This window comes from Aliirhizobium wenxiniae, from assembly GCF_019511445.1.
Classification (GTDB): domain Bacteria; phylum Pseudomonadota; class Alphaproteobacteria; order Rhizobiales; family Rhizobiaceae; genus Neorhizobium; species Neorhizobium wenxiniae_A.
This window is the reverse complement of sequence record NZ_JAEUAN010000003.1, coordinates 200,916-225,653: the sequence shown is the minus strand read 5'-3', so window position 1 is coordinate 225,653 and position 24,738 is coordinate 200,916. Positions and strand designations below refer to the sequence as shown.

Genomic DNA, 24,738 nt, shown 5'->3' with positions numbered 1-24,738 from the left:
AGAACGGGTAAGATTTCGTTAACCATGATTTGTGTAGTTTCTAATTTACTGGGACGCATGACGTGTCGATCCTAAATCCTTCAATATTCATCATTTTTTGCTTGGGTCATTTAAATGACATCCATTTTGACGAATGCGTCTGCCTCTGCCGCAATAAGTGCCCTGCGCTCAATAAATGCGGGGCTGCAGAATGCCGAGGGACGGGTATCGTCCGGTCTCAGGGTGCAGGAAGCTTCTGATAACGTTGCTTATTGGTCGATTGCGACGACGATGCGTTCCGATAACAAGGCAATTTCGGCTGCCAGCGATGCGCTCGGCGTTGGCGCGGCAAAAGTCGACGTTGCTTATAACGGACTGGAATCGGTTATCGATGTACTCAGCGAAGCCAAGGCAAAGCTTGTTGGGGCGAAAGAGACCAGCATGGATTTGGACAAGATCCAGGGTGAGTTGAACGCTTTGAAGGACCATGCGTCGGGCATAGCTCGCAGTGCGAGTTTTAGCGGCACCAACTGGTTGAATACAGATATCGCCGACATGTATGACACCAGCCTTAGCAAAGCCTCGGTCGTATCGTCCTTCATCCGGGATGGTTCAGGCGGCGTGTCCGTCAATCAGACCGATGTCGACCTGTCAGGAATATCACTGATAAACAGTACAGGCGGCGGTATTCTGCAGAAGGACGACCGGGCGATTGGGGACATAGGAGGGTTGCGAAGCAATCCTCCGGATACGTACGCATTTTTCGGCCGGGATCGTTACGGTTTCACAGGGCCCGCATCGTTTTCCGCTTTCGACAAGGTTGAGTTCGACATAACCGTTGACGCGAGTGTCTATTCTGCCGGTCAAACCTACCATGTCGAGATCGATCAGGCATTGGTCAATCAAGTCACCGGGCGCAACGACGGTCTTGTTCCGAACCATGTGAGATGGAGCAATGTGCTCGCCTACGCGCTGTACCAAGCCGGCGTGCCGGCGACAAATGGATATGACGAGCCGGGCGGAGGTTCCGAGGGTTATGGTTTCATATCTCGCGAAACGACCGGTGAGCTGGGGTCAAGTGTTTCTATTGCTAACCTGACCTCCACCTTGACCGGTGGGAACGCCTTTGGGCTTGAGGCTGGTCCGACCGAAACCAACAATAATGAATATGCCTCCACGCAGATGATGTTCGGCAATTCGTTCAAGCTTCACCCGAGCGTGACGTTTTCTTTCGAGCTGTCCATTACCAACGATCCGGCTGAAAGTTTCACTGTTACTCGCGATGATGTGGATGCGGCTTTGGGAACGACCGACGGCGTCGTCGATTCTGCCGCAGATATGGCCGCCATCCTCAACAACAAATTGGCGGGCAAAGGGCTGATCATCTCCGATACGGGATATGGCGTGCGTATCGATATTGATCCCGCTGTTCACCCCGTACAGGGTTATCGCTCTACCTTCACGTTTTCGGGCGTGAGGGATAGCATCAGCAATCCGCCAATTTTTGATTTCAAGGACATTGATATTACCTCTTCGGCAATTTCTCTCGATGCCTATATCGACGGCGTCGAATACATGATCGGCGAGGCGATTTCAGGCGGCGCCTCGCTAGGTGCAGTACAACAGCGGATCGAAAAGCAGCTTCGCTTTTCCGCCAACATGAGTGATGCAATCGATTCTGGAATTGGACGGCTTGTGGATGCTGACATGGAAGAGGAATCATCCAGGTTTGCCGCTTTACAGACGCAGAGACTTCTCGCTGTTCAATCGCTTTCCATGGCGAATTCGGCGACGCAGGGAATTCTCAGCCTCTTTGAAAGCTGAAGATGATCTGCGCTTGTGTGTGTGGGCGCTTCGATGCGAGTGCGCGAAAATACTTCACCAAGGAGCAGCGAGACCGAAGCGTGATAACCGGAGGCCTACCTTCTATTCCCAAGAGAAGTCAGTGATAAACCGTACTTCTATATTCTTGGGAGGGACTGGAGCGGGCGAAGGGGTTCGAACCCTCGACCCCAACCTTGGCAAGGTTGTGCTCTACCACTGAGCTACACCCGCTCATCAATCCGTCGGTCCGTGTGGTAGTTCGGAGCCGTCTGGTCAGTGGCTCGTTGCCGCCGACGAGGCGCTATATGGCCCAGACGATTTTCAAATGCAACAGAGAAATGACGATCCGGGCAAAGATTTTTTCATTTTCTGCTAAAGCCCTTGTTTTGCAGGGCTTTTGGCTTTCGGTGAATATGTGGAGAATGGCTTGGAGGCGATCGGGCTTATCTCTATAGTTTGCATTTCCTGCCAAACCCGACCCCGGATGTGACCGAAAATATGCCGAAGACAGCCGCCGATCTGTTCGCTTTTCTCGATAGCCTCGATATTTCCCACACAACGAAAGAACACGAGCCGGTTTTCACCGTGGCTGAATCGCAGGACCTGCGAGATCAGATCCCCGGAGGGCATACGAAGAACCTGTTCGTGAAGGACAAGAAGGATCAGTATTTCGTCCTGACGGTCGAGGAGCATGCGGTGGTGGACCTGAAAACGGTTCACAAGGTGATCGGGGCGTCGAGCCGTGTCTCGTTCGGCCGACCGGAGATGATGCTCGAATATCTCGGCGTCGTGCCGGGTTCGGTGACGGTGTTCGGCGCGTTCTGCGATACGGACAGAAACGTCACTTTCGTGCTGGATGAAGACCTGATGAAGCATGAGATCATCAATGGTCATCCGCTTTCCAACGATGCGACGACATCGATTGGACGAAACGATCTTATCCGTTTTCTGGAGGCGACCGGTCACACGCCGCTTGTCTTGAAAGTGACGGACTGACATACGATGTTTCGGGCAGACAATTAAAAGGGTTCGCACCCTGATTTCCCGGGAGAACATCCATGAGCGGCAACGATAATCCCTACGCTGGATCTTACGGCGCCGGATCCTATGGCGGCGGATATGGCAGCCAGACGGCAAGCTTCGGTTCGCCTGCGGCAAGCCCTGAGGCGGCCGCTCCGGCGGCGGGTGGCTACGTGAGCGACACGACGACGGCCGGCTTTGCCAAGGATGTTCTGGACGAATCGCGCCGTCAGCCGGTTCTGGTCGATTTTTGGGCGCCCTGGTGCGGTCCGTGCAAGCAGCTGACCCCCGTGCTCGAGAAGGCCGTCAACGAGGCCCAGGGACGCGTCAGGCTGGTCAAGATGAATATCGACGACCATCCGTCGATCGCCGGCCAGCTCGGCATCCAGTCGATCCCTGCGGTCATCGCCTTCGTCGATGGTCGTCCGGTCGATGGTTTCATGGGGGCGGTGCCGGAAAGTCAGGTCAACCAGTTCATCGACAAGGTTGCAGGTCCGGCCGGTGCCGATCAGGCAGCCGAGATCGAGGCGATCCTCGGTGAAGCGGATGGCCTGCTTGCCGCGAGCGACATCGAGGGCGCGGCACAGCTCTACAGTGCCGTGCTGCAGGCCGATCCGGAAAATGCCAAGGCTGCCGCCGGCATGATGCAGTGCCTGATCGCCATGGGCGAAACCGAGCGTGTAGGCCAGATGCTGCAATCCCTGCCTGAAGAGATGGTGGCCGATCCGACCATCCAGGCTGTCTCCAAGAAGCTCGACCAGATCATCGAAGCACGCAAGCTGGGCGACCCGGTGGCGCTGACGCGCGAGCTGGAGGCCAATCCGGACGACCATGCGGCGCGGATGAAGCTTGCGAAAATCCTCAACGTTCAGGGCGAACGCGAACAGGCGGCTGATCATCTTCTGACGATCATGCGCAAGGACCGGACTTTTGACGATGATGGCGCACGCCGGGAACTTTTGCAGTTCTTCGAGGTTTGGGGTCCGAAGGATCCCGCGACGATTGCAGCCCGTCGCCGTCTTTCGTCCATCCTCTTTTCCTAAACAACACGTTATCCACTGCCGCCGGTCTTGCGATCGGCGGTTGGAGCCCCAGATATCCGGTTTAGAAAACCTGTGATCAGGAGCAATCTGCGGGAGGTGCCGAACCGATGCATGTGGGAAACGCACGGTACGTGAAACGTGAAGATCTGCCGGAAGTCATGCCGGTGTTTCCGCTGACGGGAGCACTGCTGCTGCCGGGCGGCCAGCTTCCGCTGAATATCTTCGAGCCGCGTTATCTTTCCATGTTCGATGCGGCGCTTGCCGGCGACCGGTTGATCGGTGTCGTGCAGCCGTCGCTCTTGGAGCCATCGGATGCGTCCGACCCGCTGCGACCGGCGCTTTCCTCCGTCGGATGCCTAGGACGGATCACCTCTTTCGCCGAGACCGGCGACGGGCGTTATATCCTTTCGCTCAGCGGTGTCTGCCGGTTCCGACTGCTGGACGAGGCGGACGATAGCCAGCCATACCGCATGTTCCGCTTCGCGCCCTTCATGAGCGATCTGTCGGAAGAGGATGACGAGGCTTCTGTCGACCGGCGCGAGCTGCTGCGGGTGTTCCGGGCCTATCTCGACGCCAACAAGCTGGAAGTGGATTGGGACAGTGTCGGGCGCGCAGGCAACCGAACTCTTGTCAATTCGCTATCGATGATGTCGCCTTTCGGCCCGGCGGAAAAGCAGGCGCTGCTTGAGGCGCCGGATTTGAAGACGCGGGCGGAAACGCTGATCGCGATCACGGAAATCCTGCTGGCAAGAGGGCTGGCGGATACCGATACGATTTTACAGTGAGGCCTTAAGTGGTGGACGAAAAGCTCAGCAATGTCGATCCGAAGCTGCTCGATCTGCTCGTGTGCCCGTTGACCAAGGGCACGCTTTCGCTGGATCGCGAGCGCAATGAGCTGATTTCGGAAGGCGCCCGTCTCGCCTATCCGATCCGTGACGGCATTCCGATCATGCTGGTGTCCGAAGCGCGGAAGATCGAGGACTGAGAAGGGTTGTTTTCGTCATGCTCGTCCTCGGGTTTAACCCGAGGATGTCCCCAGCATCTACGACGTTGCGATGGTTGCAACGTGGACAGATCCTCGGGACAAGCCCGAGGAATACGTTTAGGGCGGTGCTTCAGATCTGCTCGCCGGCCAGAAGCTTTGGATTTCCCTCTGCGCCTGTCCCAGCCGCTTGGGTGATGAAGAAATCCTTCAGCTTCGGCATGCGCTCGACAAGGCCGAGGCCGAAATCGCGGGCGATGCGGATCGGGGTGATGTCGTTGGAGAACAGCCGGTTGAGGACATCGGTCGTCACGCCCATGCGGAACGTGTCGAAACGGCGCCAGGACTGGTAGCGTTCCAGCACGTTGAGCGAGCCGATATCGAGGCCGAGCCGATCCGCCTCGACGATGGTTTCGGCAAGGGCTGCGACATCCTTGAAGCCGAGATTGAGGCCCTGGCCGGAGATCGGGTGAATGCCGTGTGCGGCGTCGCCGGCAAGTGCGAAACGCGGCGCGACGAAGGCGCGTGAAAGGGTGAGGCCGAGCGGAAAAGCCTTGCGGCCGCCGACCACGGTCAGTTCACCGAGCTTATGGCCGAAGCGGCGCTGCAGTTCATCTTCGAAAACGAGATCGTCGGAGGCGATCAGCCGGTCGGCGTCATCCGTCCGTTCCGTCCAGACCAGCGACGAGCGGTTGTTCGGCAGCGGAAGGATGGCGAAGGGGCCGGAGGGAAGGAAATGCTCTTCGGCGACGCCGTCATGCGGGCGTTCATGGGCAACGGTCGCGACAATGCCCGACTGGCCGTATTGCCAGTTGACGGTGCGGATGCCCGCCATGTCGCGCAGTTTCGAGCGCACGCCATCGCATGCGACGAGCAGTTTGGTCTCGATGGTGGAGCCGTCGGACAGGGTGACGGTCGTGCTGGTGCTCGTGGTCGTGAAGGCAGTGGCGGAAAGGCCGTGGCGGATGGCTATGCCGAGCCGCTCTGCTGCCCCCCTCAGTGCTCTCACCATTTCCACATTCGGCACCATATGGGCGAAGGGTTTGCCTTCCTCGATCTCGCCGTCAAAGGTGAGAAAGACCGGGCGAACGGGATCGGAGGTGCGGCTGTCGGTGACGATCATCCGGTTGATCGGCTGAGAGTGGACGAGGATCTCGTCCCAGACGCCAAGCACGTCGAGCATCTTGCTGGCGGCCGTGATGATCGCGGAGGCGCGCTCGTCCTTTTCCCATACATGCGCTGGGGCCGCTTCCACGACTTCGATGTTGAGGTGCGGCGCGGCCTGCTTGACGGCGACTGCCGCCGCAAGGCCCACATATCCCGCTCCGACCACCATCATGTCCAGCATCTCAAAGGCTCCCGTCAGTCTTGTGGTTGTTGATGAGGTGGATATAGATCATCCGATCGTCGCTTCCTATTGCCGGAGTTCGTAAAAATGCCAGGTTCGACCCTCAGCCCGATGGAACAGCTCATCAATATTCTCGATCTGGAGCAGCTTGAGCACAATCTCTATCGCGGAACGAGCCCTGATATCGGCTGGCAGCGGGTGTTCGGCGGGCAGGTGATCGCGCAGGCGCTGGTGGCGGCGCAAAGAACGGTCGACGCAGATCGTTTCATCCACTCACTGCATGCCTATTTCGTGCGTCCGGGCGACCCGAGCGTTCCGATCGTCTATCAGGTGGAGCGGATCCGCGATGGCGGAAGTTTTGCCACGCGCCAGGTGCAGGCTATCCAGCACGGACGGGCGATTTTCACCCTGTCTTCATCGTTCCAGCGTGACGAAGATGGCTATGATCATCAGATTGCCCTGCCGGACGTGCCGGCTCCAGAGGAATTGATGGACGAGGCCGAGTTCAAGCGACTGTTTTTGCCAAAGGCGCCAGAGGCTATTCGCCGGTATTGGGAGCGGCCGCGCCCGATCGAGCTGCGCCCGACCTCGATGAAGCACTACCTGACGACTGAAAAGCTGGAGCCCAGGCAGGATATCTGGGTTCGGACGGTGGGAGACGTGCCGGATGACCGCGGTGTTCAGGCTGCCATCCTTGCTTATCTCTCCGACATGACGCTGCTCGATGCCTCGCTTTATCCGCACGGCACGTCAGTGTTCGATCCCCGGCTTCAGGCGGCAAGCCTCGATCATGCCATGTGGTTTCATCGGCCTATCCGGTTCGATGATTGGTTGCTCTATAGCCAGGATAGTCCCAGCGCCTCTGGTGGTCGCGGCATGACGCGAGGCAGCCTCTACACCCGTTCAGGCCTGCTGGTCGCATCCGTTGCGCAGGAGGGATTGATTCGTAAAAAGGCAAATGAATAAATTTTGCGCAAAAATTGCCAAATGCACATAAAATGTGCGACATTGTGGCGCTCAATTGCCTTATTTCTCCAAGGCGATATTTAGGTTTATATTTTTCAAATACTTATCGCCAATTTCAAACTGGCACGCCCTTTGAATGTACTCGCCCAGTCGCAGGTCCAGATGCCCGTGATGAGGAGAGTCGGCCTTGGCCGAAATAAACAAAGGATGGGAAGCCAGATGAAAATCGTGATGGCCATTATCAAGCCGTTCAAGCTGGATGAGGTGCGCGAAGCACTCACGGCTGTCGGTATCCAGGGCCTGACCGTCACCGAGGTCAAGGGTTACGGACGTCAGAAGGGGCATACCGAAATCTATCGCGGCACCGAATATGCCGTCAGTTTTCTGCCGAAACTAAAGATCGAAATCGCCGTATCCGCCGATCTGGTGGAGAAGGCTATCGAGGCGATCGCCTCGTCCGCGAAGACCGGCCAGATCGGGGACGGCAAGATCTTCGTTTATTCGATCGAGCAGGCCGTGCGCATCCGTACCGGCGAAACCAACACCGAAGCGCTTTAAGCACGGCTTACAGGGGAGTTTTCAAACCATGCAATTGACCAAGATTTCCAACCTCGGACGCATGGGCGCAGCTGCTGCAGCCCTGTTTGCGCCGGTTGTTGCCTTCGCGCAGGAAGCTGCGGCACCCGCTGCCGAAGCTGCTGCCGCCGCTCCGGTTCCGGACAAGGCCGATACCGCCTTCATGTTCATCTGCACCCTTCTGGTGTTCTTCATGATCATGCCGGGCATTGCGCTGTTCTATGGTGGCCTCGTTCGCTCCAAGAACATGCTCTCCGTGCTGATGCAGTGCACCGTCGTCGGCTCCTCCGTCATGCTCGTCTGGGTCATTTACGGCTATTCCTTCGCCTTCGGCGGCAGCACGTCCCCGTATTGGGGCGGTACGGCCAAGATGTTCCTTTCCGGCGTTACGGTTGATACGACCGCCACGACCTTCACGGATGGCGTCGTCATTCCGGAATTCATCTTCATGCTGTTCCAGATGACTTTTGCGGCACTGACGCCGGTTCTGATCGTCGGCGCGTTCGCCGAACGCATCAAGTTCTCGGCTGCGGTGCTGTTCTGCCTGCTGTGGGTCACTTTCGTCTACTTCCCGATCGCCCACATGGTCTGGGATGCAAACGGCCTGATCTTCGGCTGGGGCGCGCTTGACTTCGCAGGCGGCACCGTCGTTCACATCAATGCCGGTCTTGCAGGTCTCATCGGTGCGATCATGGTCGGCAAGCGTACCGGCTTCGGCAAGGACATGATGGCTCCGCATTCGATGACGCTGACGCTCGTCGGTTCCGCCATGCTTTGGCTCGGCTGGTTCGGCTTCAATGCCGGTTCGAACCTCGAAGCTTCGGGCGGTGCGATGCTCGCAACCGTCAACACCTTCCTTGCAACCGCAGCAGCTGTCGTTTCCTGGTCGGTGGTCGAAACCTTCACCCGCGGCAAGGCTTCGCTGCTCGGTGCCGTTTCGGGCATGATCGCCGGTCTCGTCGCCATTACGCCTGCTGCCGGTATCGCCGGCCCGATGGGCGCGATCATCATGGGCCTGCTCGTTTCGCCGATCTGCTACTTCTTCGTCTCCGTCATCAAGAACAAGTTCGGTTATGACGACACGGCCGACGTGTTCGGCGTTCACGGTGCAGGCGGCCTCTTCGGCGCGCTCGCAACCGGTATCTTCGCCTCCTCGTCGCTCGGCGGCATCGGTTATGCCGAAGGCGTCACGATGGGTGGTCAGTTCATGACGCAGGTTTATGCCGTCGTCGTCACCATCCTGTGGTGCGGTATCGGCTCGATCATCCTCTACAAGGTTGTCGACCTGATCGTCGGCCTGCGTGTTCCGGTCGAAGCCGAACGCGAAGGTCTCGATCTCTCCGCACATGGCGAATCTGCCTATCACAGCTAAGGGGCGCGGCCGGTTTCAGCCGGCCTGATCCTTCGCCAAAATCAGATGGCTCGGCCTTGCGCCGGGCCATTTTCGTCTTTGGAAGCGGCCTGCGGATCATCTGGTTAAAGCTGCGTTAACCATCCTCGCGTTACCTTGTCATGGAATTGTGCGACGGCATTTGCCGGATTGCGCACCTTATTTCGTTTCACAGGCGGCGGGCAGACACGATGAGCAGAAGCAGTTCGGCGGCATTGGCAAACCGGTCAACCCGCTCGGTTCTCAGCTCTTTCGTGCTCCGGCAGACGCTCGCGCTGATCGGCTTCGGCATTTTCTTATGCCTGGCTCTGGCGGTTGCGGCACTTGCCACATGGAATGTCGCCGATCCGAGCTTCTCCTACGCCACCGATAATCCGCCGACCAATCTTCTCGGCTTCGGCGGGGCGGCCTTTGCCGACCTGATGATGCAGTTTCTCGGTCTTGCCGGCATCATCGCGCTTCTACCCGTGCTTTCCTTTGCTCTCGCGCTGATTTCCGGCCGTCGCTTCGATCGTATTCCGGCGCGGCTGGCTGCCTGGGGTGGCGGTACAATCCTCGCTTCCGCAATGCTCGGCTGTTTTCCCGCGCCGCAGACATGGCCGATCCCGAACGGTATCGGTGGCGTCATCGGCGACATGATCCTGCGCTTTCCCGCCTTGTTCGTCGGCGCTTATCCGACAGGCATGGTCGCCATGGTGCTGGGCTGTATCTTCACCATTCCCTGCATCTGGCTGATGTTGTTTGCCTCCGGTCTCGTCGGCGACCCGCTTGAGCTGGATGTGGAAGAGGAAGACGACGACAAGCCGGTCGCTGCCGTCGTCTCTCGCGCACGGCGCGATGAAGAAGACGAAGAGGAGGATGACGGCGGCTTCCTCGAACGCTTCCTGCCGCTCGGTCTTGCCGCGCATTACTGGTACATCACCCAGGCTCGCCTGCGCCGCATGGTGGGCATGAAGCCGCGCGCACGACAGACTTACGACCAGCCCTATGATTTCAACGAGGACGAATTCGGCAAGCTGAACGAGCCGGTCCGCGCAAAGGCTGCCGGTGGCGATACGCGCCGGATGGAGCCCTCTCTCGACGGTGCGGGTGAGCGCGTTGCCGGCAATCCGCGCCGGGTGGTTTCCGCTCCGCCGATCTATGGTCACGATCACGACGAAGACCCGCCGTTCGACATGGACGACATGCCGCGCCGACCGGCCGGTATTCTTGCCGACGACGATGATGATGACGATGCGCCGTTCGTGACTTCGCGTGCGCCGCAATCCGGTGGCCGTTCTGCGCGTGTTGCACCAGCCGCGGGCGCCCCGAAGCCGAGTGCCCGCGTGTCGCGCGAGGCCCAGGGTTCGTTTATCCGTCCAGACGGTTTCCAGCTTCCTTCGGTCCATCTGCTGACTGAGCCGAAGGCCGTCGCCCGCGATGCGTCGCTTTCGGCTGATGCGCTGGAACAGAATGCCCGCATGCTGGAAGGCGTGCTGGAAGATTTTGGCGTCAAGGGCGAGATCATTCATGTGCGCCCCGGTCCGGTCGTCACACTTTACGAACTGGAACCGGCGCCGGGCATCAAGTCGTCCCGCGTCATCGGCCTTGCCGACGATATTGCCCGCTCGATGAGCGCAATCGCGGCGCGTGTCGCCGTCGTACCCGGCCGCAATGCGATCGGTATCGAATTGCCGAACCGCACCCGCGAGATGGTCTATCTGCGCGAGATGATCGGTTCGAAGGATTTTGAAGGCAGCAAGGCGAAGCTTGCCATGGCGCTTGGCAAGACGATCGGCGGCGAGCCGGTTGTGGCCGACCTTGCCAAGATGCCCCACCTGCTTGTTGCCGGTACGACCGGTTCGGGCAAGTCGGTCGCCATCAATACGATGATCCTGTCGCTTCTCTATCGCTACACGCCGGAGAAGTGCCGCCTGATCATGATCGACCCGAAGATGCTCGAACTGTCCGTCTATGACGGTATTCCGCATCTGCTTTCTCCCGTCGTTACCGACCCGAAGAAGGCCGTCGTTGCGCTCAAGTGGACCGTCCGCGAGATGGAAGAGCGCTACAAGAAGATGTCGAAGATCGGCGTGCGCAATATCGACGGCTTCAATTCCCGCGTCGAACAGGCGAAGGACAAGGGTGAGATCCTGACCCGTACCGTGCAGACCGGCTTCGACCGCCAGACGGGCGAGGCGATGTACGAGACGGAAGAGTTCGATCTCGAGCCGATGCCTTATATCGTCGTCATCATCGACGAAATGGCCGATCTGATGATGGTGGCCGGCAAGGATATCGAAGGTGCGGTGCAGCGTCTGGCGCAGATGGCGCGTGCTGCCGGCATCCACGTCATCATGGCGACCCAGCGTCCGTCGGTCGACGTCATCACCGGTACGATCAAGGCGAACTTCCCGACGCGCATTTCCTTCCAGGTGACGTCGAAGATCGACAGCCGCACGATCCTGGGCGAACAGGGTGCCGAACAGCTGCTCGGTCAGGGCGACATGCTCTATATGGCGGGTGGCGGGCGCATTCAGCGTGTCCACGGGCCGTTCGTCTCGGATAACGAGGTCGAAGAGATCGTCGCCTACTTGAAAACGCAAGGGGCGCCCCAATATCTCGAAGCGATCACGGCTGACGATGAAGATGAAGACGGCGGTGGTAGCGGTCCGGCGGGCACGTCCAATCTGTCGGATTCGGACGATCCGTATGATCAGGCCGTCGCGGTCGTTCTGCGGGACGGAAAGGCTTCGACCTCCTACGTCCAGCGGCGTCTCGGCATCGGCTATAACCGCGCTGCCTCGCTGATAGAGCGGATGGAGAAGGAAGGGCTGATCGGACCGGCAAACCATGCCGGCAAGCGCGAGATTCTCGTGCCGACCGAGGCGGACATTATCGAGCGGTAGTCCGCCGGTAAGTCTTTCGTGATCACGCCGCTTGCGGGTTGCCAAGCCGCCCGCAAGTCATGATGACGCCGCGTTTACGGCCCAGTGCATTTGGATGGAGACCAGAATGACCAAAGAAAAAACAGCCCTTTCCATCCGGATCGACCGCCGACAATTTTCCGCAGGCCTTTTCGGCCTTGCCGCTTCAGCCGTGTTGCCGTCGATGGCGTCGGCGCAAGGAGCAGGCGGTGCGGCAGCCCAGAAGATCGCCGACCATTTTTCTTCGGTGAAGACGATGATGGGCGAATTCGTGCAGTTCGGCCCGCGCGGTGAACAGACCGGCGGCAAGTTTTATATCGAACGCCCCGGCAAGCTGCGTTTCAATTTCGAGGACCCGTCGCCGCTGCGCGTGATTTCCGACGGAAAGAATGTCGTCGTCGGCAATATCAAGCTGAAGACCTGGGACCTCTATCCCTTGTCCAAGACGCCGCTGACACTGCTTCTGGCAGACCGGATCGATCTTTCCAACGATGCCGTACGTGGTGTGAAAGAAGAAAGCGACCTGACGACGATCGTTCTCGGCAACAAGACCATCTTCGGCGATTCGACCATCACCATGATGTTCGACAGCAAAACCTATGACCTGCGTCAGTGGACGATCACCGACAACCAAGGCAAGGACACGTCGGTGATGATCTACAACGTCAAGACCGGCGTCGGTTTCGACGAGAAGGTGTTTGCCATCGACTATGCCGAAGTGCGCGGTCGCGGCTGAGATTTGCATCCTCGTACTGTCTGAAGGGCTGCGACATTCGCGGCCCTTTTTGCTTCTCATGGTCTCTAAAATCGCCTAGACCTCGACCGACAATCGAGGTTCTCCATGACATTCTCCCTGACCACCTGGAATATCAACTCGGTACGCCTGCGCATGCCGATCGTGCAGCAGTTCATCGTCCGTAACCAGCCGGACATTCTGTGCCTGCAGGAAATCAAGTGCCAGGAGCCGGAGTTTCCCTATCAGCCGCTGAAGGATCTCGGTTACGAGCATATCATCGTGCATGGCCAGAAGGGCTATCACGGCGTGGCCATCGCCTCGAAGATCCCGCTTGCCGAAGACCACCGGCAGAATTATTGCGGCATGGGTGATGCCCGGCATATCTCGGCGCTCTTCGAGCGCGGCTCGCGCCGCATCCGGCTGCATAATTTCTATGTCCCGGCGGGCGGTGACGAACCGAACCGGGAGATCAATCCAAAATTCGGTCACAAGCTTGATTTCGTCGAGGAGATGAAGGCGTTGAAGGCGGATATGCCCGGTGTCTCGTCGATCCTTGTCGGCGATCTCAACATCGCGCCGCTGGAGCACGACGTCTGGTCACACAAGCAGCTTTTGAAGATCGTCAGCCATACGCCGGTCGAGACCGACGGCATGAAAGAGGTGATCGCCAAGGGTGGCTGGCTGGACCTGATGCGCCAGTACACGCCGGAGCCGGAAAAGATCTACACGTGGTGGAGCTACCGCGCCAAGGATTGGGAGGCCGCCAACAAGGGCCGTCGCCTGGATCACGTCTGGTCGTCGCCGGAGCTTGGGCCGTTTCTCGACCGGATCGAGATATTGAAGGAAGCCCGTGGCTGGAACCAGCCGTCGGACCATGTGCCGGTGACGGCGGTGTTCAAGTTCTGAGGGGGGTAGGGAATACAGACCCCTCCCAACCGACCTGGCTCGAGCCACGGGTCTCTCCCCGTCCTTACGGACCCCCACAAGGGGGAGGGCTTAACTTGCGGCTCCCTCGGCATTCCTACATCGAGGCAGGGGGGCGCGGCAATTCTTCTCTCCCCTTGTGGGGGAGATGGCCGGCAGGCCAGAGGGGGACTTGAGCGAGGTGGGACGTTGGACGAGGCGCTGCCGCGTTCCAAAACCTACCGGAACCGGTGTTCCATCGCCGCAGCTGCCTTGGCCAGTCCGGCGATATTTTCGCGGATGCGAGCCTCGATCAATCGTCCGACCTGCGGGTATTCTTCCAGCAGGCGCTGAAAAAGCTGGCGGCTGATCTTCATCACTTCGGCATCGGATGCCGCAACGGCGGTGAATTTTCGCTCCACCATCGTGACCAGCGCGAGTTCGGACAGGAGCGTACCAGGCCCGACCGTCTTCTGATGGCGGATATCACCATAACGGTCGGCGGCGTAGAGGCCGATCTGGCCTCTTGCGACGATATAGGCTGCTTCGGCGGGAGAGCCCTCGCGAAAAAGTTCCTGCGTCTCGGCAAGCGCGCGGCGTTCTGCGCCGAAGGCGATCAGGCGCAGCTGATCGCCATCCAGTTCACGAAACAGCGGGACGCTGGAGAGCAGCCTGATATCGTCGTTCAGTGCCATTTACGGGACGATCTTGTAGCCACCATTCTCGGTAACGAGAATTTCGGCATTGGAGGGATCGCGCTCGATCTTCTGGCGAAGACGGTAGACATGGGTTTCAAGCGTGTGGGTGGTGACGCCGGAATTGTAGCCCCAGACCTCCTCCAGCAGAACATCGCGGGTGACGACCTTCTGGCCGGCGCGGTAAAGATAACGGATGATCGCCGCTTCCTTTTCCGTCAGGCGGATTTTTTTGCCGTCGTCGGTGGTAAGAAGCTTCTGGCTCGGCTTGAAGATATAGGGGCCGACGGTAAACGTCGCGTCCTCGCTCTGCTCGTACTGGCGCAGTTGGGCGCGGATACGGGCAAGCAGAACGGCGAAGCGGAACGGCTTGACGATATAATCGTTGGCGCCGGCTTCGAGGCCGAGGATCGTGTCGCTATCGGTGTCGTGGCCGGTCAGCATGATGATCGGCGCCTTGAAACCGTTCTTGCGCAGGAGCTTTACGGCTTCGCGGCCATCCATGTCGGGAAGACCGACATCCATGATCAGAAGGTCGACCTGCGCCGTCTTGGCCGTGTTCATGGCCTTGGTGGCATTCTCCTCCTGCAACAGCGAAAACTCGTCGTACAACGACAGTTGTTCGACCAGCGTCTCGCGCAGGTCATTGTCGTCGTCTACCAGGAGTATCGTTCTTGCCATACAGCTCTTGCCTTTCGTGTCGCCCGTTTTCGTCCGTGTTATCGGAATCTAAGCGTAAATAGGGCTCCTCGATGTAAAGCCCAAGATGCTATGATTTCAAACAAAATGATATTCAAAGCAAAACCTCGTGAGAAAATGCCGCTTTTCCGTGTGCAAAAGTCAAAAAAACAATCCGTTGTGACGGTGCGGACGGCGCCGCGAGACCGGAAACGGGCAATCGTGTCGTTCAAGGGAATCACTTTGCAGGCGGCAATCGGCCGTTCCGGGGTCTCGGCTTTCAAGCGGGAAGGGGACGGGGCGACGCCGATTGCGGCGATGAAACTCATCTCGGGCTTTACCCGCGGCGAACGGATCAGGCTGCCGCAGACGCCGCTTTCGATGCGGCGGATCGGTGCTGAGATGCTGTGGTGCGACGAGCCGAGGCATGCGGCGTATAACCGGCTGGTAAAATCGCCCTTCCGGCCAAGCCATGAAGAGATGATGCGCACGGACGGGCTTTACGATGTCTGCTTGGTGATGGACTGGAATATTTCGTCCCGCAAACGCTTTGGTGGTTCGGCGATATTTTTCCACCTGATCAAGCCGGGGTATCAGCCGACGGCCGGGTGCGTGGCGGTTCACCCGCGCGACATGAAACGGCTGTTGCCGCATCTGCGCAAGGGGACGGTGGTGAAGGTGGTGGGGTGACTGGGCTGTGGCCTATCCCCTCACCAACAAAATCTAAGACTTAGCCTTTGGCTAAGATCTTGATTTTGTAACCTCTCCCACAAGGGGAGAGGTAGACTCGCGGCTGGTGCGGCGCACTTATCTCTCCCCTCTGTGGGAGAGAAAGCGATTTCAACATCTTAGCTTCAGCTAAGTGTTAGAAATCGCAAGTGAGGGGATCCATCCCTGCCGCCCAAGTTACTTCCACTCACGAATATCGACGAAATGCCCTGCGACCGCCGCCGCCGCCGCCATTGCAGGCGAGACGAGGTGAGTGCGACCCTTGTAGCCCTGGCGACCTTCGAAGTTGCGGTTCGAGGTGGAGGCGCAGCGCTCGTAGGGGCTCAGGCGGTCGTCGTTCATGGCAAGGCACATGGAGCAGCCCGGTTCGCGCCACTCGAAGCCCGCATCCTTGAAGATCACGTCGAGGCCTTCGGCTTCGGCCATTTCCTTGACGATGCCGGAGCCTGGCACGATCATGGCAGAAACGGTTGACGCCACTTTCTTGCCTTCGACCACCTTTGCCGCGGCGCGCAGGTCTTCGATGCGGCCGTTGGTGCAGGAGCCGATGAAGACGCGATCGACGGTGATGTCCGTCATCTTCGTGCCCGGCTTCAGGCCCATGTAATCCAGCGCGCGCCATTTCGAGCTGCGCTTGTTCTCGTCCTGGATCTCGTCCGGGTTCGGCACGGTGCCTTCGATGGTCGTGACGTCTTCCGGCGAAGAGCCCCAGGTGACGATCGGCGGCAGGTTGGCGGCATCCAGCACGACGACCTTGTCGTAATGAGCGCCTTCTTCGGTATAGAGCGTCTTCCAGTAGTCGAGCGCCATATCCCAGGCCTTGCCCTTCGGCGCGCGCGGCTTGTCCTTGATGTATTCGAAGGTGGTCTCGTCCGGCGCGATCAGGCCGGCGCGAGCGCCGCCTTCGATCGTCATGTTGCAGACGGTCATGCGGCCTTCCATCGACAGCGAGCGGATCGCTTCGCCGGCAAATTCGATAACATGGCCGGTGCCGCCGGCGGTGCCGATCTCGCCGATGATGGCGAGGATGACATCCTTGGCGCCGACTCCTTCCGGCAGCTTGCCATCGACACGCACCAGCATGTTCTTGGCCTTTTTCTGCACCAGCGTCTGGGTGGCGAGAACGTGCTCGACCTCGGACGTGCCGATACCATGCGCCAATGCGCCGAACGCGCCATGGGTGGAGGTGTGGCTGTCGCCGCAGACGATGGTCATGCCCGGCAGGGTGAAGCCCTGTTCCGGGCCGACGATATGGACGATGCCCTGGCGGACGTCCTTTTCGGAATAATATTCGACGCCGAAATCATGGGCGTTCTGCGCGAGCGCCTCGACCTGAATGCGGCTTTCCTCGTTCTTGATGCCTTCGTGGCGATCGGCCGTGGTCGGAACGTTGTGGTCGACGACGGCGAGCGTCTTTTCAGGCGCGCGTACCTTGCGGCCGGCCATGCGCAGTCCTTCGAAAGCCTGCGGCGACGTCACCTCGTGAACCAGGTGACGGTCGATGTAGAGAAGACAGGTTCCGTTTTCGTCCTGAGAGACGACGTGGTCGTCCCAGATCTTGTCGTAGAGAGTACGAGGTGCGCTCATGGCTGCCATTCCGTTCGAGAACAGTTTTTGAAAAAGGGGAATTTTGGCGGCAAAAGCGTGTGCCGCAGCACGGGTCGCGTCTAAGCGACCGTCAGCTAAGTCGGCTGTTGAGAGCGCCGGATACGGATGCGAAGAAGCGTGCCGGCAGACGCTTGTGGTCCTGCAGCACGATAAATCTTTTCGCGAGGCATCCGAATTTCGATCCCATGGCCGGTCTATTACCAGTTTTTTAGCGGCACGGCAATTGCCTCTGCTGGGTGCTCATGCGAGAAGCGAAATATTGAGAACGCTCTATTTTTGCGTCGTAATTTCCTGTGGCGGGGGCTTGCGGCGCGACGAGGAGGTACACATGGCTTTCGCGGTCCAGCTTCCGCATAACGAAGCTGAACGATTGCTTTCCGTCCGGTCGCTGATCGCTCCCGGCGGCTTTTCCACACCCGAACTGACGTCGCTGGTGCAACTGGCCAAGGATGTTTTCGACAGCCCGGTCGCTGCGGCCAACATTGTCGATGAAGACTGGCAGCGCGTCGCCTGCCAGGTCGGCAGTATCGAGATTTCCGCCTGCTCGCGCGAGGTGTCGATCTGCTCGCGCGTCGTCTTCGCCAACGAGGTCGTCCTCATTCCGGATATGGCGCGTCATCCCGAGTTGCGTGACATGCCCTACGTGACCGGCGAGCCGCATTTCCGCAGTTATGCCGGAGCGCCGATCTCGATCGATCCCGACATGCCTGTCGGCGCATTCTGCCTCATCGACACGAAACCTCGCGATTTCAGCGATGCCGAGATCCGCAATCTGCGCCAGTTTGCCGATGTCGCCAGCGGCCTCCTGCGGCTGCAGAAGGCGAAGTTCCTGATGGAATTTGCCGAGCAGAAGCTGAAGCTCGCGGCAATGACCGATCCGCTTACGGGGTTCTATAACAGGTCGGCACTTGTTTCGCTGATCGACGTGATGCTTGCCAATGCGCTTTCCTCGCAGCAGGGGTTTGGCGTGCTCTATCTCGACATGGACGGTTTCAAGCAGATCAACGACAAGCTCGGCCATCATGCCGGCGATCAGGTGTTGACCCATGCGGCCAAGCGGATCAGCGAATGCGTGCGGGCGCAGGATGTGGTGGTGCGCATGGGCGGCGACGAGTTCGCGATCTTCGTACCCGATCCACCAGATGTCGCAGCCCTTTCCGAGCTTTCCGAATGCCTGCTGAAAGAGTTTCGCCGGCCTTTCGTTGTCGACGACAAGATCGTCAGCGCGCGCCTCAGCATCGGTGCGGCGCTTGCGCCGGATGCCGGTTCGGAGCGGCTGGGTCTGTTGAAGGCGGTCGATGAAGCGCTCTACCAGGCCAAGGAAGCAGGCCGCGACCGGTTCGTGCTGCGGTAGCTTTGAGACGATTGAGCGGCGTTAAGAGCGCCTTTCTGCCCTGCCTGCGCGTCATTCATTATCTGCCAATATGGAAACAAAAAAGGCGACCCGAAGGTCGCCTTTTTCGCATGCCGTGATCGGCAAATCTTATTCTGCAGATGCTTCGGCAGCCTTTGCTGCTTCTGCTGCTGCCTTTGCTTCAGCGGCTTCCTGTGCTGCCTTTTCGGCGGCCAGAGCCTGTGCTGCAGCAACCTTTTCAGCTTCGATGCGTGCCTTTTCCTCGGCAACAGCAGCGCGCTCGGCGTCGTTCAGCTTGCGGGCGCGGGTGCCGGTGTTCTCGACGATACGAGCCGACTTGCCGCGACGATCGCGCAGGTAGTAGAGCTTGGCGCGACGGACCTTACCGCGGCGAACGATTTCGACGCCTTCGACGAGCGGCGAATAAACCGGGAATACGCGCTCGACGCCTTCGCCGTAGGAGATCTTGCGAACGGTGAAGCTCTCGTTGATGCCGCCGCCCGAACGAGCAATGCAGACGCCTTCGTAAGCCTGTACGCGGGTACGGGAACCTTCCGTGACGCGTACGTTGACGCGGACGGTGTCGCCCGGGGAGAATTCAGGAAGCTTGCGCTTTTCTTCGATCTTGGCTGCCTGTTCGGCTTCCAGCTGCTGGATGATGTTCATCGGTCAAACCTTTTCAGTTCTTCTGAAACAGCCAGAGCGCTTCCCGTCCTTGGTCACCTCATCCGAGGGCCTTGCGACGTGCCTTGTGGGCTAGCGAATTCGCCATTCTTTGTTGCTGGTCGACGGGAGTTTTCCCATTTCCGGGGCGGCAAATACACCAATACGGAGCGTTTGTCATCCCGCAGTCGCAATTTTTGTCGTGTGCATCGTTGATGCCTTGCCCGGAACGGGATATCCGGAATTCCGGGAAGAGGAAATTGCCAAATGACAATAATGATGGTTCTGCTGCTTGCTGCGGCGGGGTTCCTGTCGGGTGCCGTCAACGCGATTGCGGGAGGGGGCACGTTTCTCACCTTCGGGGTGATGACGCTTGCTGGCATTCCGCCGATTTCGGCCAATGCCACGTCCTCAATCGTGCAGTTTCCGGGCTATGTCACGTCAACGATCGCCTATCGGGCGGAGATCATGCATCGCTGGCGCAGTATCGCGGTGCTCGGCGTCGTATCGCTCGTGGGTGGGCTTGTCGGCGCACTGATCCTGCTGTCTCTCGACAATCCGTCCTTCCGGGCACTGGTGCCATGGCTGCTTGCTGCGGCGACTGCCATCTTCGCGGCGGGGCCGCTGCTCAAGCCAAGAGTCTCTTCCGAGGAGCATAGTGCCAGCAGCATCTCCAGCATCGCCGGGCAGTTTTTCAATTCCATCTATGGCGGGTTCTTCGGTGCGGGAATGGGGATCATGATGCTGGCGGTTCTGGGACTGACGACCGGCGGCACCTATCATCACCTCAATGCGATGAAGAACCTGTTTGCCATGCTGATTGCCGGCGTGGCGATCGTTGTCTTCATCAGCGGTGATGTTGTGGCATGGCCGGAGGCGCTGGTGATGATCCCGGCGGGTGCGCTCGGCGGTTATTCCGGCGTCTGGCTGGCACGGCGCGTGCCGCAGGCAGTGCTGCGCTGGTGCGTGGTGGCGGTGGGCTCGGCGCTGACGGTCTATTATTTTGTTACCGCCTGACGTGAGCCGTCAGTCGTCGGCCAGCAGGTCCGGCCGGCGTTGCTGCGTCAGTTTCAGCGCCTGTTCCAGCCGCCACTTTTCAATCGCCGCATGATTGCCGGAGGTGAGGACGGCCGGGATCTCCTGGCCTTCGAAAATCTGCGGGCGGGTGTAGTGCGGGTGTTCCAGCAGGCCGTGCTCGAAGCTTTCGTTGGTTCCAGAATGGGCGTTGCCCATGACACCCGGCAGGAGGCGGATGATACTGTCGAGTACAGTCAGTGCCGCCGGTTCGCCGCCGGACAGGATATAGTCGCCGATCGACACTTCCTCGAGATGGCGCCCGTCGATGACCCGCTGGTCGACGCCTTCGAAGCGGCCGCAGACGATGACGACGCCTTCGCCATCAGCAAGTTCGCGCACCCGGCTCTGGCTGAGCGGCTTGCCGCGCGGGCTCATCAGCAGGCGAGGGCGGGTGTCGGTTGCGACGGAGTCGATCGCTTTCGCAAGGATGTCGGGTTTCAGCACCATGCCGGCGCCGCCACCGGCAGGGGTGTCGTCTACCGTGCGATGCTTATCCTCGGCGAAATCGCGGATCTGTACCGTGTCGAGCGCCCAGTCGCCGCGTTCCATCGCCTTGCCGGAGAGCGAGAAGCCGAGATGGCCGGGAAACATTTCCGGATAAAGCGTCAGAATGGTGGCGCGGAATGTCATTCTTCGTCCTTGCCGGGAGCCTTTTTTGTCGGTCCCTGGCGGGGTTTGGGCTGGCGTTTGCCGACGGCGGTCGGATCGCGGTCATTCGGATCCTCGATCAGGCCGGCTGCCTGCGGGTCGATCAGGATCTTTCCGGCCTCGAGGTCAATTTCCAGAACGGCTGTCTCTGAAAAGGGAATGAGCGCCGGGCGGCGGCCGGGGCCTTTCAGTTCAAGCAGGTCGCCCGCACCGAAATCGAAGACGGCGCTGACCTTGCCGTAGCTCTTGCCTTCGGCATCGACGGCTTCGAGGCCCTCGAGGTCGGCATAAAAGAACTCGTCCTCATCAAGCTCTTCGTCGGGCAGATTGTCCCGTTCGACGAAGAGTTCGAGGCCGTTCAGGGCTTCTGCCGCATTGCGGTCGTTGATGCCGCGGAAACGGACGACGACGACATTCTTGGCCTCGCGGATTTCGAGGATTTCGAAAACGCGGCCATCATCGGCGTAAAGATGGCCGTAATCGCCAAGGGCTGCCGGATCGTCAGTGAAGGATTTGACCCGCACCTCGCCCCGAAGGCCTTGGGCGGCGCCGATCGTCGCCATCAGGATTGGGTTTTCGAGCTTCTTCATGCCGGGTGTTCCGATTGGTCTGTGCTCATTTAGCCGCGAACGGTCTGTTGCGCAACGCGGGGTGATCTAAACAGCAAAACGGGCAGTGCGTTGCCGCACCGCCCGTCGAATGCATGCGTTGCAGAAATTATTCTGCAGCGGCAGCTGCGTCGGCAGCCTTCTGAGCCTTTTCAGCAGCGCGTTCTACGGCGCGCTTGCCCGGCTTTGCCTTTTCCGGGTTGTTCTTGGCTTCGCGGGTTGCGATGCCGGCTTCAGCGAGGAAGCGCAGAACGCGGTCGGTCGGCTGTGCGCCGTTGGCGATCCAGTGCTTGATGCGCTCTTCGTTCAGTTCAACGCGCTTTGCGTTGTCCTTGGCGAGCATCGGGTTCCAGGAACCGAGCTTTTCGAGGAAACGGCCGTCACGCGGCGAACGGGCGTCGGCGACGACAACGGTGTAGTGCGGGCGCTTCTTGGAACCACCGCGGGCGAGACGAATCTTCAGGGACATTGTTTAAACTCCTTAGTTTTCTTTTGGGCCACCGTCCGGTGGTCCGGTTCTTTTCAAGGCCGCCGTCAGGCGGGCTTAAGGTTAGGCAGTCTCTTTCGCACCGCCGTGTTCGGCGGCGATTGCTTCATGATGCCGGATCACTTCCTTGATGACGAAGTTTAAAAACTTCTCGGCGAAATCCGGATCCAGATTGGCTTCCTTGGCCAGGTGGCGAAGGCGTTCGATCTGGTATTCCTCGCGCGCCGGGTCTGCCGGCGGCAATTCGTATTTGGCTTTGAGGACGCCAACTTCCTTGGTGCAGCGAAAGCGCTCGGCGAGCATATGCACCAGCGCTGCATCGATATTGTCGATCGACTGGCGGTAGCTCGAAAGCCGTGCCTTCACTTCAGGATCAACCATTCGCGTCCTCCCTTATTTCTTCTTGCCGGGCAGGCCGGGGAAACCACCGAGGCCCGGGAGCTTTGCCCCACCGAGACCCGGAAGGCCACCCATTCCGCCGGGCAGACCGCCGCCGGGAAGACCCGGCATGCCGCCCGGCTTCAGGCCGGCTGCTTCCGCCTGTTTCTGCAGGGCTTCGAGCTGCTTCGGGTCCATCTTCGACAGATCCGGCATGCCCATGCCGCCACCAAGACCCATCTTGGAGGCGAGGCCGCCCATCATCTGCTTCATCATGCCGCCCTTGCCCTTGCCGCCCATCATTTTCATCATGTCGGCCATCTGGCGGTGCATTTTCAGAAGCTTGTTGATTTCCGCCGCATCCGTGCCGGAGCCGGCGGCGATACGCTTCTTGCGGGAATGTTTCAGCATGTCCGGGTTGGCGCGCTCTGCCTTGGTCATCGAGGAGATGATGGCGAGCTGGCGGTCAAACACTTTGTCGTTCATGCCGGAGGCGGCGAGCTTGTCCTTCATGCCGGCCATGCCCGGCATCATGCCCATGATGCCGCCCATGCCGCCGAGCGATTTCATTTGGCGCAGCTGCTCGGACAGGTCGTTCAGGTCAAACTTGCCCGACTGCATCTTCTTGGCCATCGCTGCGGCTTTTTCCGCGTCGATGTTTTCGGCAGCCTTTTCGACCAGCGAAACAATGTCGCCCATGCCGAGAATACGGTCAGCGATACGGCGGGGATGGAATTCTTCCATCTCCGTCATCTTTTCGCCGACACCGATCAGCTTGATCGGCTTGCCGGTGACGGCGCGCATCGAGAGCGCTGCACCGCCGCGGCCATCGCCGTCCATGCGGGTCAGGACGAGGCCGGTAATGCCGACGCGCTCATCGAAGTTGCGGGCCAGATTGACGGCGTCCTGACCGGTCAGAGAGTCGGCGACGAGCAGGATTTCATGCGGATTGGACTTCCGCTTGATCTCCGCCATTTCCTGCATCAGCGGTTCGTCGATATGGGTACGGCCGGCGGTGTCGAGGATGACGACATCATGGCCGCCGAGCTTTGCTGCCTGCACGGCACGCGCGGCGATATCGGTCGGCGACTGGCCGGCGATCACCGGCAGCGTGTCGACGCCGGTCTGGACGCCCAACTGGCGCAATTGTTCCTGGGCTGCAGGGCGGCGCGTATCGAGCGACGCCATCAGCACCTTTTTCTTGTCGCGGTCGGTCAGCCGCTTGGCGATCTTGCCGGTCGTGGTCGTCTTACCCGAACCCTGCAGACCGACCATCATGATGACGACGGGAGCTGCGGCCTGAAGGCTGATACTGACGCCTTCCGAACCGAGCATCTCGACCAGTTCGTCATGGACGATCTTGACGACCATCTGGCCGGGCTTGATGGATTTCAGGACTTCCGCGCCAACGGCCTTTTCACGGACCTTGTCGGTGAAGGCGCGCACGACTTCGAGCGCCACGTCGGCTTCCAGAAGCGCACGGCGAACCTCGCGCAGGGCTGCGGAAACATCCGCCTCGCTCAACGCGCCACGGCCGGTCAGTCCATTCAGAATGGAGCCAAGACGGTCCTGCAGGTTCTCAAACATCGCCACTTCCTTCTTCGTTTCCAGATCGTGCCCGGAAACGTCGGGTCTTTTGCCGGCAAAAACAAGACGTCAGAAACGCGCAAAGCCAAAAAGCACCCGAGGGCGCAACGCGCTGTCGGATGTTGACCTCCGGGCTCAGTATGTCGGCCCCGGTCGGCGGCTCCAAGTCGTGACTTGTCAGCAGATTGCCGGGCTTAAACAGGAAATGAGGCGGAGAGTCAAGGTGCAGGGCCGCGCGAGGCCATTTGCAGCGCCCCGAATGAAGGTTATCGTATCAACAAATGCAATCTTTTCAAATTGGAGATCGAGCATGCCGTTTTGCATCCGCGATAAAGAAGTGATTGCAATGGCAAACGAGGCGAAACGCCGGTTCGGCGCCAAAACAGAGGAGGAGGCAATCGGGATCGCGCTTAAAAAGTTCCTCGAGCAAATCGAGGATGGTGCATTCCCCGCAGAGCATATCGTGCAGCGCGGAGACGAGATAATTCCTTCCAATCCGAAATCGACCGACGCCGAATAATATTAGGCAATCGGTGCTTCACAAATATTGAGG

General features: G+C 59.4%; 25 protein-coding genes and 1 tRNA gene. 15 read left to right on the top strand and 11 right to left on the bottom strand.

From position 1 onward, the window contains the following. Positions 1-114: 114 nt before the first annotated feature. Complete coding sequence (locus JNB91_RS05245; RefSeq protein WP_220324467.1) at positions 115-1,803, top strand: flagellin N-terminal helical domain-containing protein; 1,689 nt, start codon at positions 115-117, stop codon at positions 1,801-1,803. Between the two features lie 156 nt (positions 1,804-1,959). On the opposite strand, the gene JNB91_RS05240 is transcribed toward JNB91_RS05245, so the two are convergent. Beyond that, positions 1,960-2,034 (bottom strand) — tRNA-Gly (locus JNB91_RS05240). A gap of 255 nt (positions 2,035-2,289) precedes the next feature. On the opposite strand from JNB91_RS05240, the gene JNB91_RS05235 reads away from it, so the two are divergent. The 4 genes from JNB91_RS05235 to JNB91_RS05220 all read left to right on the top strand — a co-directional run bounded on the left by JNB91_RS05235 (position 2,290) and on the right by JNB91_RS05220 (position 4,851). After that, positions 2,290-2,799, top strand: coding sequence for a prolyl-tRNA synthetase associated domain-containing protein (locus JNB91_RS05235; RefSeq protein WP_220324466.1), 510 nt, complete (start codon positions 2,290-2,292; stop codon positions 2,797-2,799). Positions 2,800-2,861: 62 nt separating this feature from the next. Then, positions 2,862-3,866, top strand: coding sequence for a thioredoxin (trxA, locus tag JNB91_RS05230; RefSeq protein WP_220324465.1), 1,005 nt, complete (start codon positions 2,862-2,864; stop codon positions 3,864-3,866). Positions 3,867-3,973: 107 nt separating this feature from the next. Then, on the top strand, positions 3,974-4,651 hold the full coding sequence (locus tag JNB91_RS05225; RefSeq protein ID WP_220324464.1) for an LON peptidase substrate-binding domain-containing protein: 678 nt from the start codon (positions 3,974-3,976) through the stop codon (positions 4,649-4,651). 11 nt (positions 4,652-4,662) lie between these two features. Next, on the top strand, positions 4,663-4,851 hold the full coding sequence (locus JNB91_RS05220) for a Trm112 family protein (RefSeq protein ID WP_183995044.1): 189 nt from the start codon (positions 4,663-4,665) through the stop codon (positions 4,849-4,851). 130 nt (positions 4,852-4,981) lie between these two features. Here JNB91_RS05220 and JNB91_RS05215 read toward each other — a convergent pair whose 3' ends face one another. Continuing rightward, positions 4,982-6,196 carry a ubiquinone biosynthesis hydroxylase gene (locus tag JNB91_RS05215; RefSeq protein ID WP_220324463.1) on the bottom strand — a complete coding sequence of 405 codons (1,215 nt, stop codon included), beginning with the start codon at positions 6,194-6,196 and terminating at the stop codon, positions 4,982-4,984. 87 nt (positions 6,197-6,283) lie between these two features. Between JNB91_RS05215 and tesB the strand changes: the two genes are divergently transcribed. The 6 genes from tesB to JNB91_RS05185 all read left to right on the top strand — a co-directional run bounded on the left by tesB (position 6,284) and on the right by JNB91_RS05185 (position 13,676). Next, positions 6,284-7,162 carry an acyl-CoA thioesterase II gene (gene tesB, locus JNB91_RS05210; RefSeq protein ID WP_220324462.1) on the top strand — a complete coding sequence of 293 codons (879 nt, stop codon included), beginning with the start codon at positions 6,284-6,286 and terminating at the stop codon, positions 7,160-7,162. Between the two features lie 207 nt (positions 7,163-7,369). Beyond that, a complete protein-coding gene (locus JNB91_RS05205) occupies positions 7,370-7,720 on the top strand; it encodes a P-II family nitrogen regulator (RefSeq protein WP_180356110.1) in 351 nt (116 codons plus the stop codon). A gap of 28 nt (positions 7,721-7,748) precedes the next feature. Further along, entirely contained in the window at positions 7,749-9,110 is a 1,362-nt protein-coding gene (locus JNB91_RS05200; RefSeq protein WP_220324461.1) for an ammonium transporter, read from the top strand. Positions 9,111-9,319: 209 nt separating this feature from the next. Then, positions 9,320-12,016: an FtsK/SpoIIIE family DNA translocase gene (locus JNB91_RS05195; protein WP_220324460.1), complete on the top strand. Its 2,697-nt coding sequence runs from the start codon at positions 9,320-9,322 to the stop codon at positions 12,014-12,016. A 106-nt stretch (positions 12,017-12,122) separates the two neighbouring features. Further along, a complete protein-coding gene (locus JNB91_RS05190) occupies positions 12,123-12,770 on the top strand; it encodes an outer membrane lipoprotein carrier protein LolA (RefSeq protein WP_220324459.1) in 648 nt (215 codons plus the stop codon). A gap of 105 nt (positions 12,771-12,875) precedes the next feature. Then, a complete protein-coding gene (locus tag JNB91_RS05185; RefSeq protein WP_220324458.1) occupies positions 12,876-13,676 on the top strand; it encodes an exodeoxyribonuclease III in 801 nt (266 codons plus the stop codon). Between the two features lie 236 nt (positions 13,677-13,912). Here JNB91_RS05185 and JNB91_RS05180 read toward each other — a convergent pair whose 3' ends face one another. Together JNB91_RS05180 and JNB91_RS05175 are read right to left on the bottom strand one after the other, a co-directional pair. Next, positions 13,913-14,368, bottom strand: a complete 456-nt coding sequence (locus JNB91_RS05180) for a cyclic nucleotide-binding domain-containing protein (RefSeq protein WP_220324457.1) — start codon at positions 14,366-14,368, stop codon at positions 13,913-13,915. Further along, complete coding sequence (locus tag JNB91_RS05175) at positions 14,369-15,049, bottom strand: response regulator transcription factor (protein WP_112453880.1); 681 nt, start codon at positions 15,047-15,049, stop codon at positions 14,369-14,371. 135 nt (positions 15,050-15,184) lie between these two features. On the opposite strand from JNB91_RS05175, the gene JNB91_RS05170 reads away from it, so the two are divergent. Then, complete coding sequence (locus tag JNB91_RS05170) at positions 15,185-15,736, top strand: L,D-transpeptidase family protein (RefSeq protein ID WP_220324587.1); 552 nt, start codon at positions 15,185-15,187, stop codon at positions 15,734-15,736. A 216-nt stretch (positions 15,737-15,952) separates the two neighbouring features. Here JNB91_RS05170 and leuC read toward each other — a convergent pair whose 3' ends face one another. Next, a complete protein-coding gene (gene leuC / locus JNB91_RS05165) occupies positions 15,953-17,362 on the bottom strand; it encodes a 3-isopropylmalate dehydratase large subunit (RefSeq protein WP_220324456.1) in 1,410 nt (469 codons plus the stop codon). A 349-nt stretch (positions 17,363-17,711) separates the two neighbouring features. Between leuC and JNB91_RS05160 the strand changes: the two genes are divergently transcribed. Next, complete coding sequence (locus JNB91_RS05160; protein WP_220324455.1) at positions 17,712-18,737, top strand: sensor domain-containing diguanylate cyclase; 1,026 nt, start codon at positions 17,712-17,714, stop codon at positions 18,735-18,737. Between the two features lie 129 nt (positions 18,738-18,866). Here the strand turns inward: JNB91_RS05160 and rplS are convergent, their stop codons facing one another. Next, positions 18,867-19,403, bottom strand: coding sequence for a 50S ribosomal protein L19 (gene rplS / locus JNB91_RS05155; protein ID WP_220324454.1), 537 nt, complete (start codon positions 19,401-19,403; stop codon positions 18,867-18,869). A 264-nt stretch (positions 19,404-19,667) separates the two neighbouring features. Between rplS and JNB91_RS05150 the strand changes: the two genes are divergently transcribed. Then, on the top strand, positions 19,668-20,417 hold the full coding sequence (locus JNB91_RS05150; protein ID WP_220324453.1) for a sulfite exporter TauE/SafE family protein: 750 nt from the start codon (positions 19,668-19,670) through the stop codon (positions 20,415-20,417). A gap of 9 nt (positions 20,418-20,426) precedes the next feature. Here the strand turns inward: JNB91_RS05150 and trmD are convergent, their stop codons facing one another. The 5 genes from trmD to ffh all read right to left on the bottom strand — a co-directional run bounded on the left by trmD (position 20,427) and on the right by ffh (position 24,185). Then, positions 20,427-21,107 (bottom strand): tRNA (guanosine(37)-N1)-methyltransferase TrmD, encoded by a 681-nt coding sequence (gene trmD / locus JNB91_RS05145; protein WP_220324452.1) that lies wholly within the window; start codon positions 21,105-21,107, stop codon positions 20,427-20,429. Next, a complete protein-coding gene (gene rimM, locus JNB91_RS05140) occupies positions 21,104-21,715 on the bottom strand; it encodes a ribosome maturation factor RimM (RefSeq protein WP_220324451.1) in 612 nt (203 codons plus the stop codon). The genes trmD and rimM overlap by 4 nt, the downstream gene beginning before the upstream one ends. A 127-nt stretch (positions 21,716-21,842) precedes the next feature. Next, on the bottom strand, positions 21,843-22,202 hold the full coding sequence (gene rpsP / locus JNB91_RS05135; RefSeq protein WP_220324450.1) for a 30S ribosomal protein S16: 360 nt from the start codon (positions 22,200-22,202) through the stop codon (positions 21,843-21,845). An 81-nt stretch (positions 22,203-22,283) separates the two neighbouring features. Then, positions 22,284-22,601, bottom strand: a complete 318-nt coding sequence (locus JNB91_RS05130) for a chorismate mutase (RefSeq protein WP_220324449.1) — start codon at positions 22,599-22,601, stop codon at positions 22,284-22,286. Between the two features lie 12 nt (positions 22,602-22,613). After that, positions 22,614-24,185, bottom strand: coding sequence for a signal recognition particle protein (gene ffh / locus JNB91_RS05125; protein ID WP_220324448.1), 1,572 nt, complete (start codon positions 24,183-24,185; stop codon positions 22,614-22,616). A 223-nt stretch (positions 24,186-24,408) separates the two neighbouring features. Here ffh and JNB91_RS05120 point away from each other — a divergent pair, with 223 nt between their 5' ends. Next, positions 24,409-24,705 carry a hypothetical protein gene (locus JNB91_RS05120; RefSeq protein ID WP_220324447.1) on the top strand — a complete coding sequence of 99 codons (297 nt, stop codon included), beginning with the start codon at positions 24,409-24,411 and terminating at the stop codon, positions 24,703-24,705. Positions 24,706-24,738: the final 33 nt, after the last annotated feature.

What these genes read in the sequence shown, in the direction of transcription:
- JNB91_RS05245 (WP_220324467.1), top strand. Translation starts at nt 115, where the DNA reads ATGACATCCATTTTGACGAATGCGTCTGCCTCTGCCGCAATAAGTGCC.
- trxA (WP_220324465.1), top strand. Translation starts at nt 2,862, where the DNA reads ATGAGCGGCAACGATAATCCCTACGCTGGATCTTACGGCGCCGGATCC.
- JNB91_RS05225 (WP_220324464.1), top strand. Translation starts at nt 3,974, where the DNA reads ATGCATGTGGGAAACGCACGGTACGTGAAACGTGAAGATCTGCCGGAA.
- JNB91_RS05215 (WP_220324463.1), bottom strand. Translation starts at nt 6,196, where the DNA reads ATGCTGGACATGATGGTGGTCGGAGCGGGATATGTGGGCCTTGCGGCG.
- tesB (WP_220324462.1), top strand. Translation starts at nt 6,284, where the DNA reads ATGCCAGGTTCGACCCTCAGCCCGATGGAACAGCTCATCAATATTCTC.
- JNB91_RS05205 (WP_180356110.1), top strand. Translation starts at nt 7,370, where the DNA reads ATGGGAAGCCAGATGAAAATCGTGATGGCCATTATCAAGCCGTTCAAG.
- JNB91_RS05200 (WP_220324461.1), top strand. Translation starts at nt 7,749, where the DNA reads ATGCAATTGACCAAGATTTCCAACCTCGGACGCATGGGCGCAGCTGCT.
- JNB91_RS05195 (WP_220324460.1), top strand. Translation starts at nt 9,320, where the DNA reads ATGAGCAGAAGCAGTTCGGCGGCATTGGCAAACCGGTCAACCCGCTCG.
- JNB91_RS05190 (WP_220324459.1), top strand. Translation starts at nt 12,123, where the DNA reads ATGACCAAAGAAAAAACAGCCCTTTCCATCCGGATCGACCGCCGACAA.
- JNB91_RS05185 (WP_220324458.1), top strand. Translation starts at nt 12,876, where the DNA reads ATGACATTCTCCCTGACCACCTGGAATATCAACTCGGTACGCCTGCGC.
- JNB91_RS05180 (WP_220324457.1), bottom strand. Translation starts at nt 14,368, where the DNA reads ATGGCACTGAACGACGATATCAGGCTGCTCTCCAGCGTCCCGCTGTTT.
- JNB91_RS05175 (WP_112453880.1), bottom strand. Translation starts at nt 15,049, where the DNA reads ATGGCAAGAACGATACTCCTGGTAGACGACGACAATGACCTGCGCGAG.
- JNB91_RS05170 (WP_220324587.1), top strand. Translation starts at nt 15,185, where the DNA reads ATGCCGCTTTTCCGTGTGCAAAAGTCAAAAAAACAATCCGTTGTGACG.
- leuC (WP_220324456.1), bottom strand. Translation starts at nt 17,362, where the DNA reads ATGAGCGCACCTCGTACTCTCTACGACAAGATCTGGGACGACCACGTC.
- JNB91_RS05160 (WP_220324455.1), top strand. Translation starts at nt 17,712, where the DNA reads ATGGCTTTCGCGGTCCAGCTTCCGCATAACGAAGCTGAACGATTGCTT.
- rplS (WP_220324454.1), bottom strand. Translation starts at nt 19,403, where the DNA reads ATGAACATCATCCAGCAGCTGGAAGCCGAACAGGCAGCCAAGATCGAA.
- JNB91_RS05150 (WP_220324453.1), top strand. Translation starts at nt 19,668, where the DNA reads ATGACAATAATGATGGTTCTGCTGCTTGCTGCGGCGGGGTTCCTGTCG.
- trmD (WP_220324452.1), bottom strand. Translation starts at nt 21,107, where the DNA reads ATGACATTCCGCGCCACCATTCTGACGCTTTATCCGGAAATGTTTCCC.
- rimM (WP_220324451.1), bottom strand. Translation starts at nt 21,715, where the DNA reads ATGAAGAAGCTCGAAAACCCAATCCTGATGGCGACGATCGGCGCCGCC.
- rpsP (WP_220324450.1), bottom strand. Translation starts at nt 22,202, where the DNA reads ATGTCCCTGAAGATTCGTCTCGCCCGCGGTGGTTCCAAGAAGCGCCCG.
- JNB91_RS05130 (WP_220324449.1), bottom strand. Translation starts at nt 22,601, where the DNA reads ATGGTTGATCCTGAAGTGAAGGCACGGCTTTCGAGCTACCGCCAGTCG.
- ffh (WP_220324448.1), bottom strand. Translation starts at nt 24,185, where the DNA reads ATGTTTGAGAACCTGCAGGACCGTCTTGGCTCCATTCTGAATGGACTG.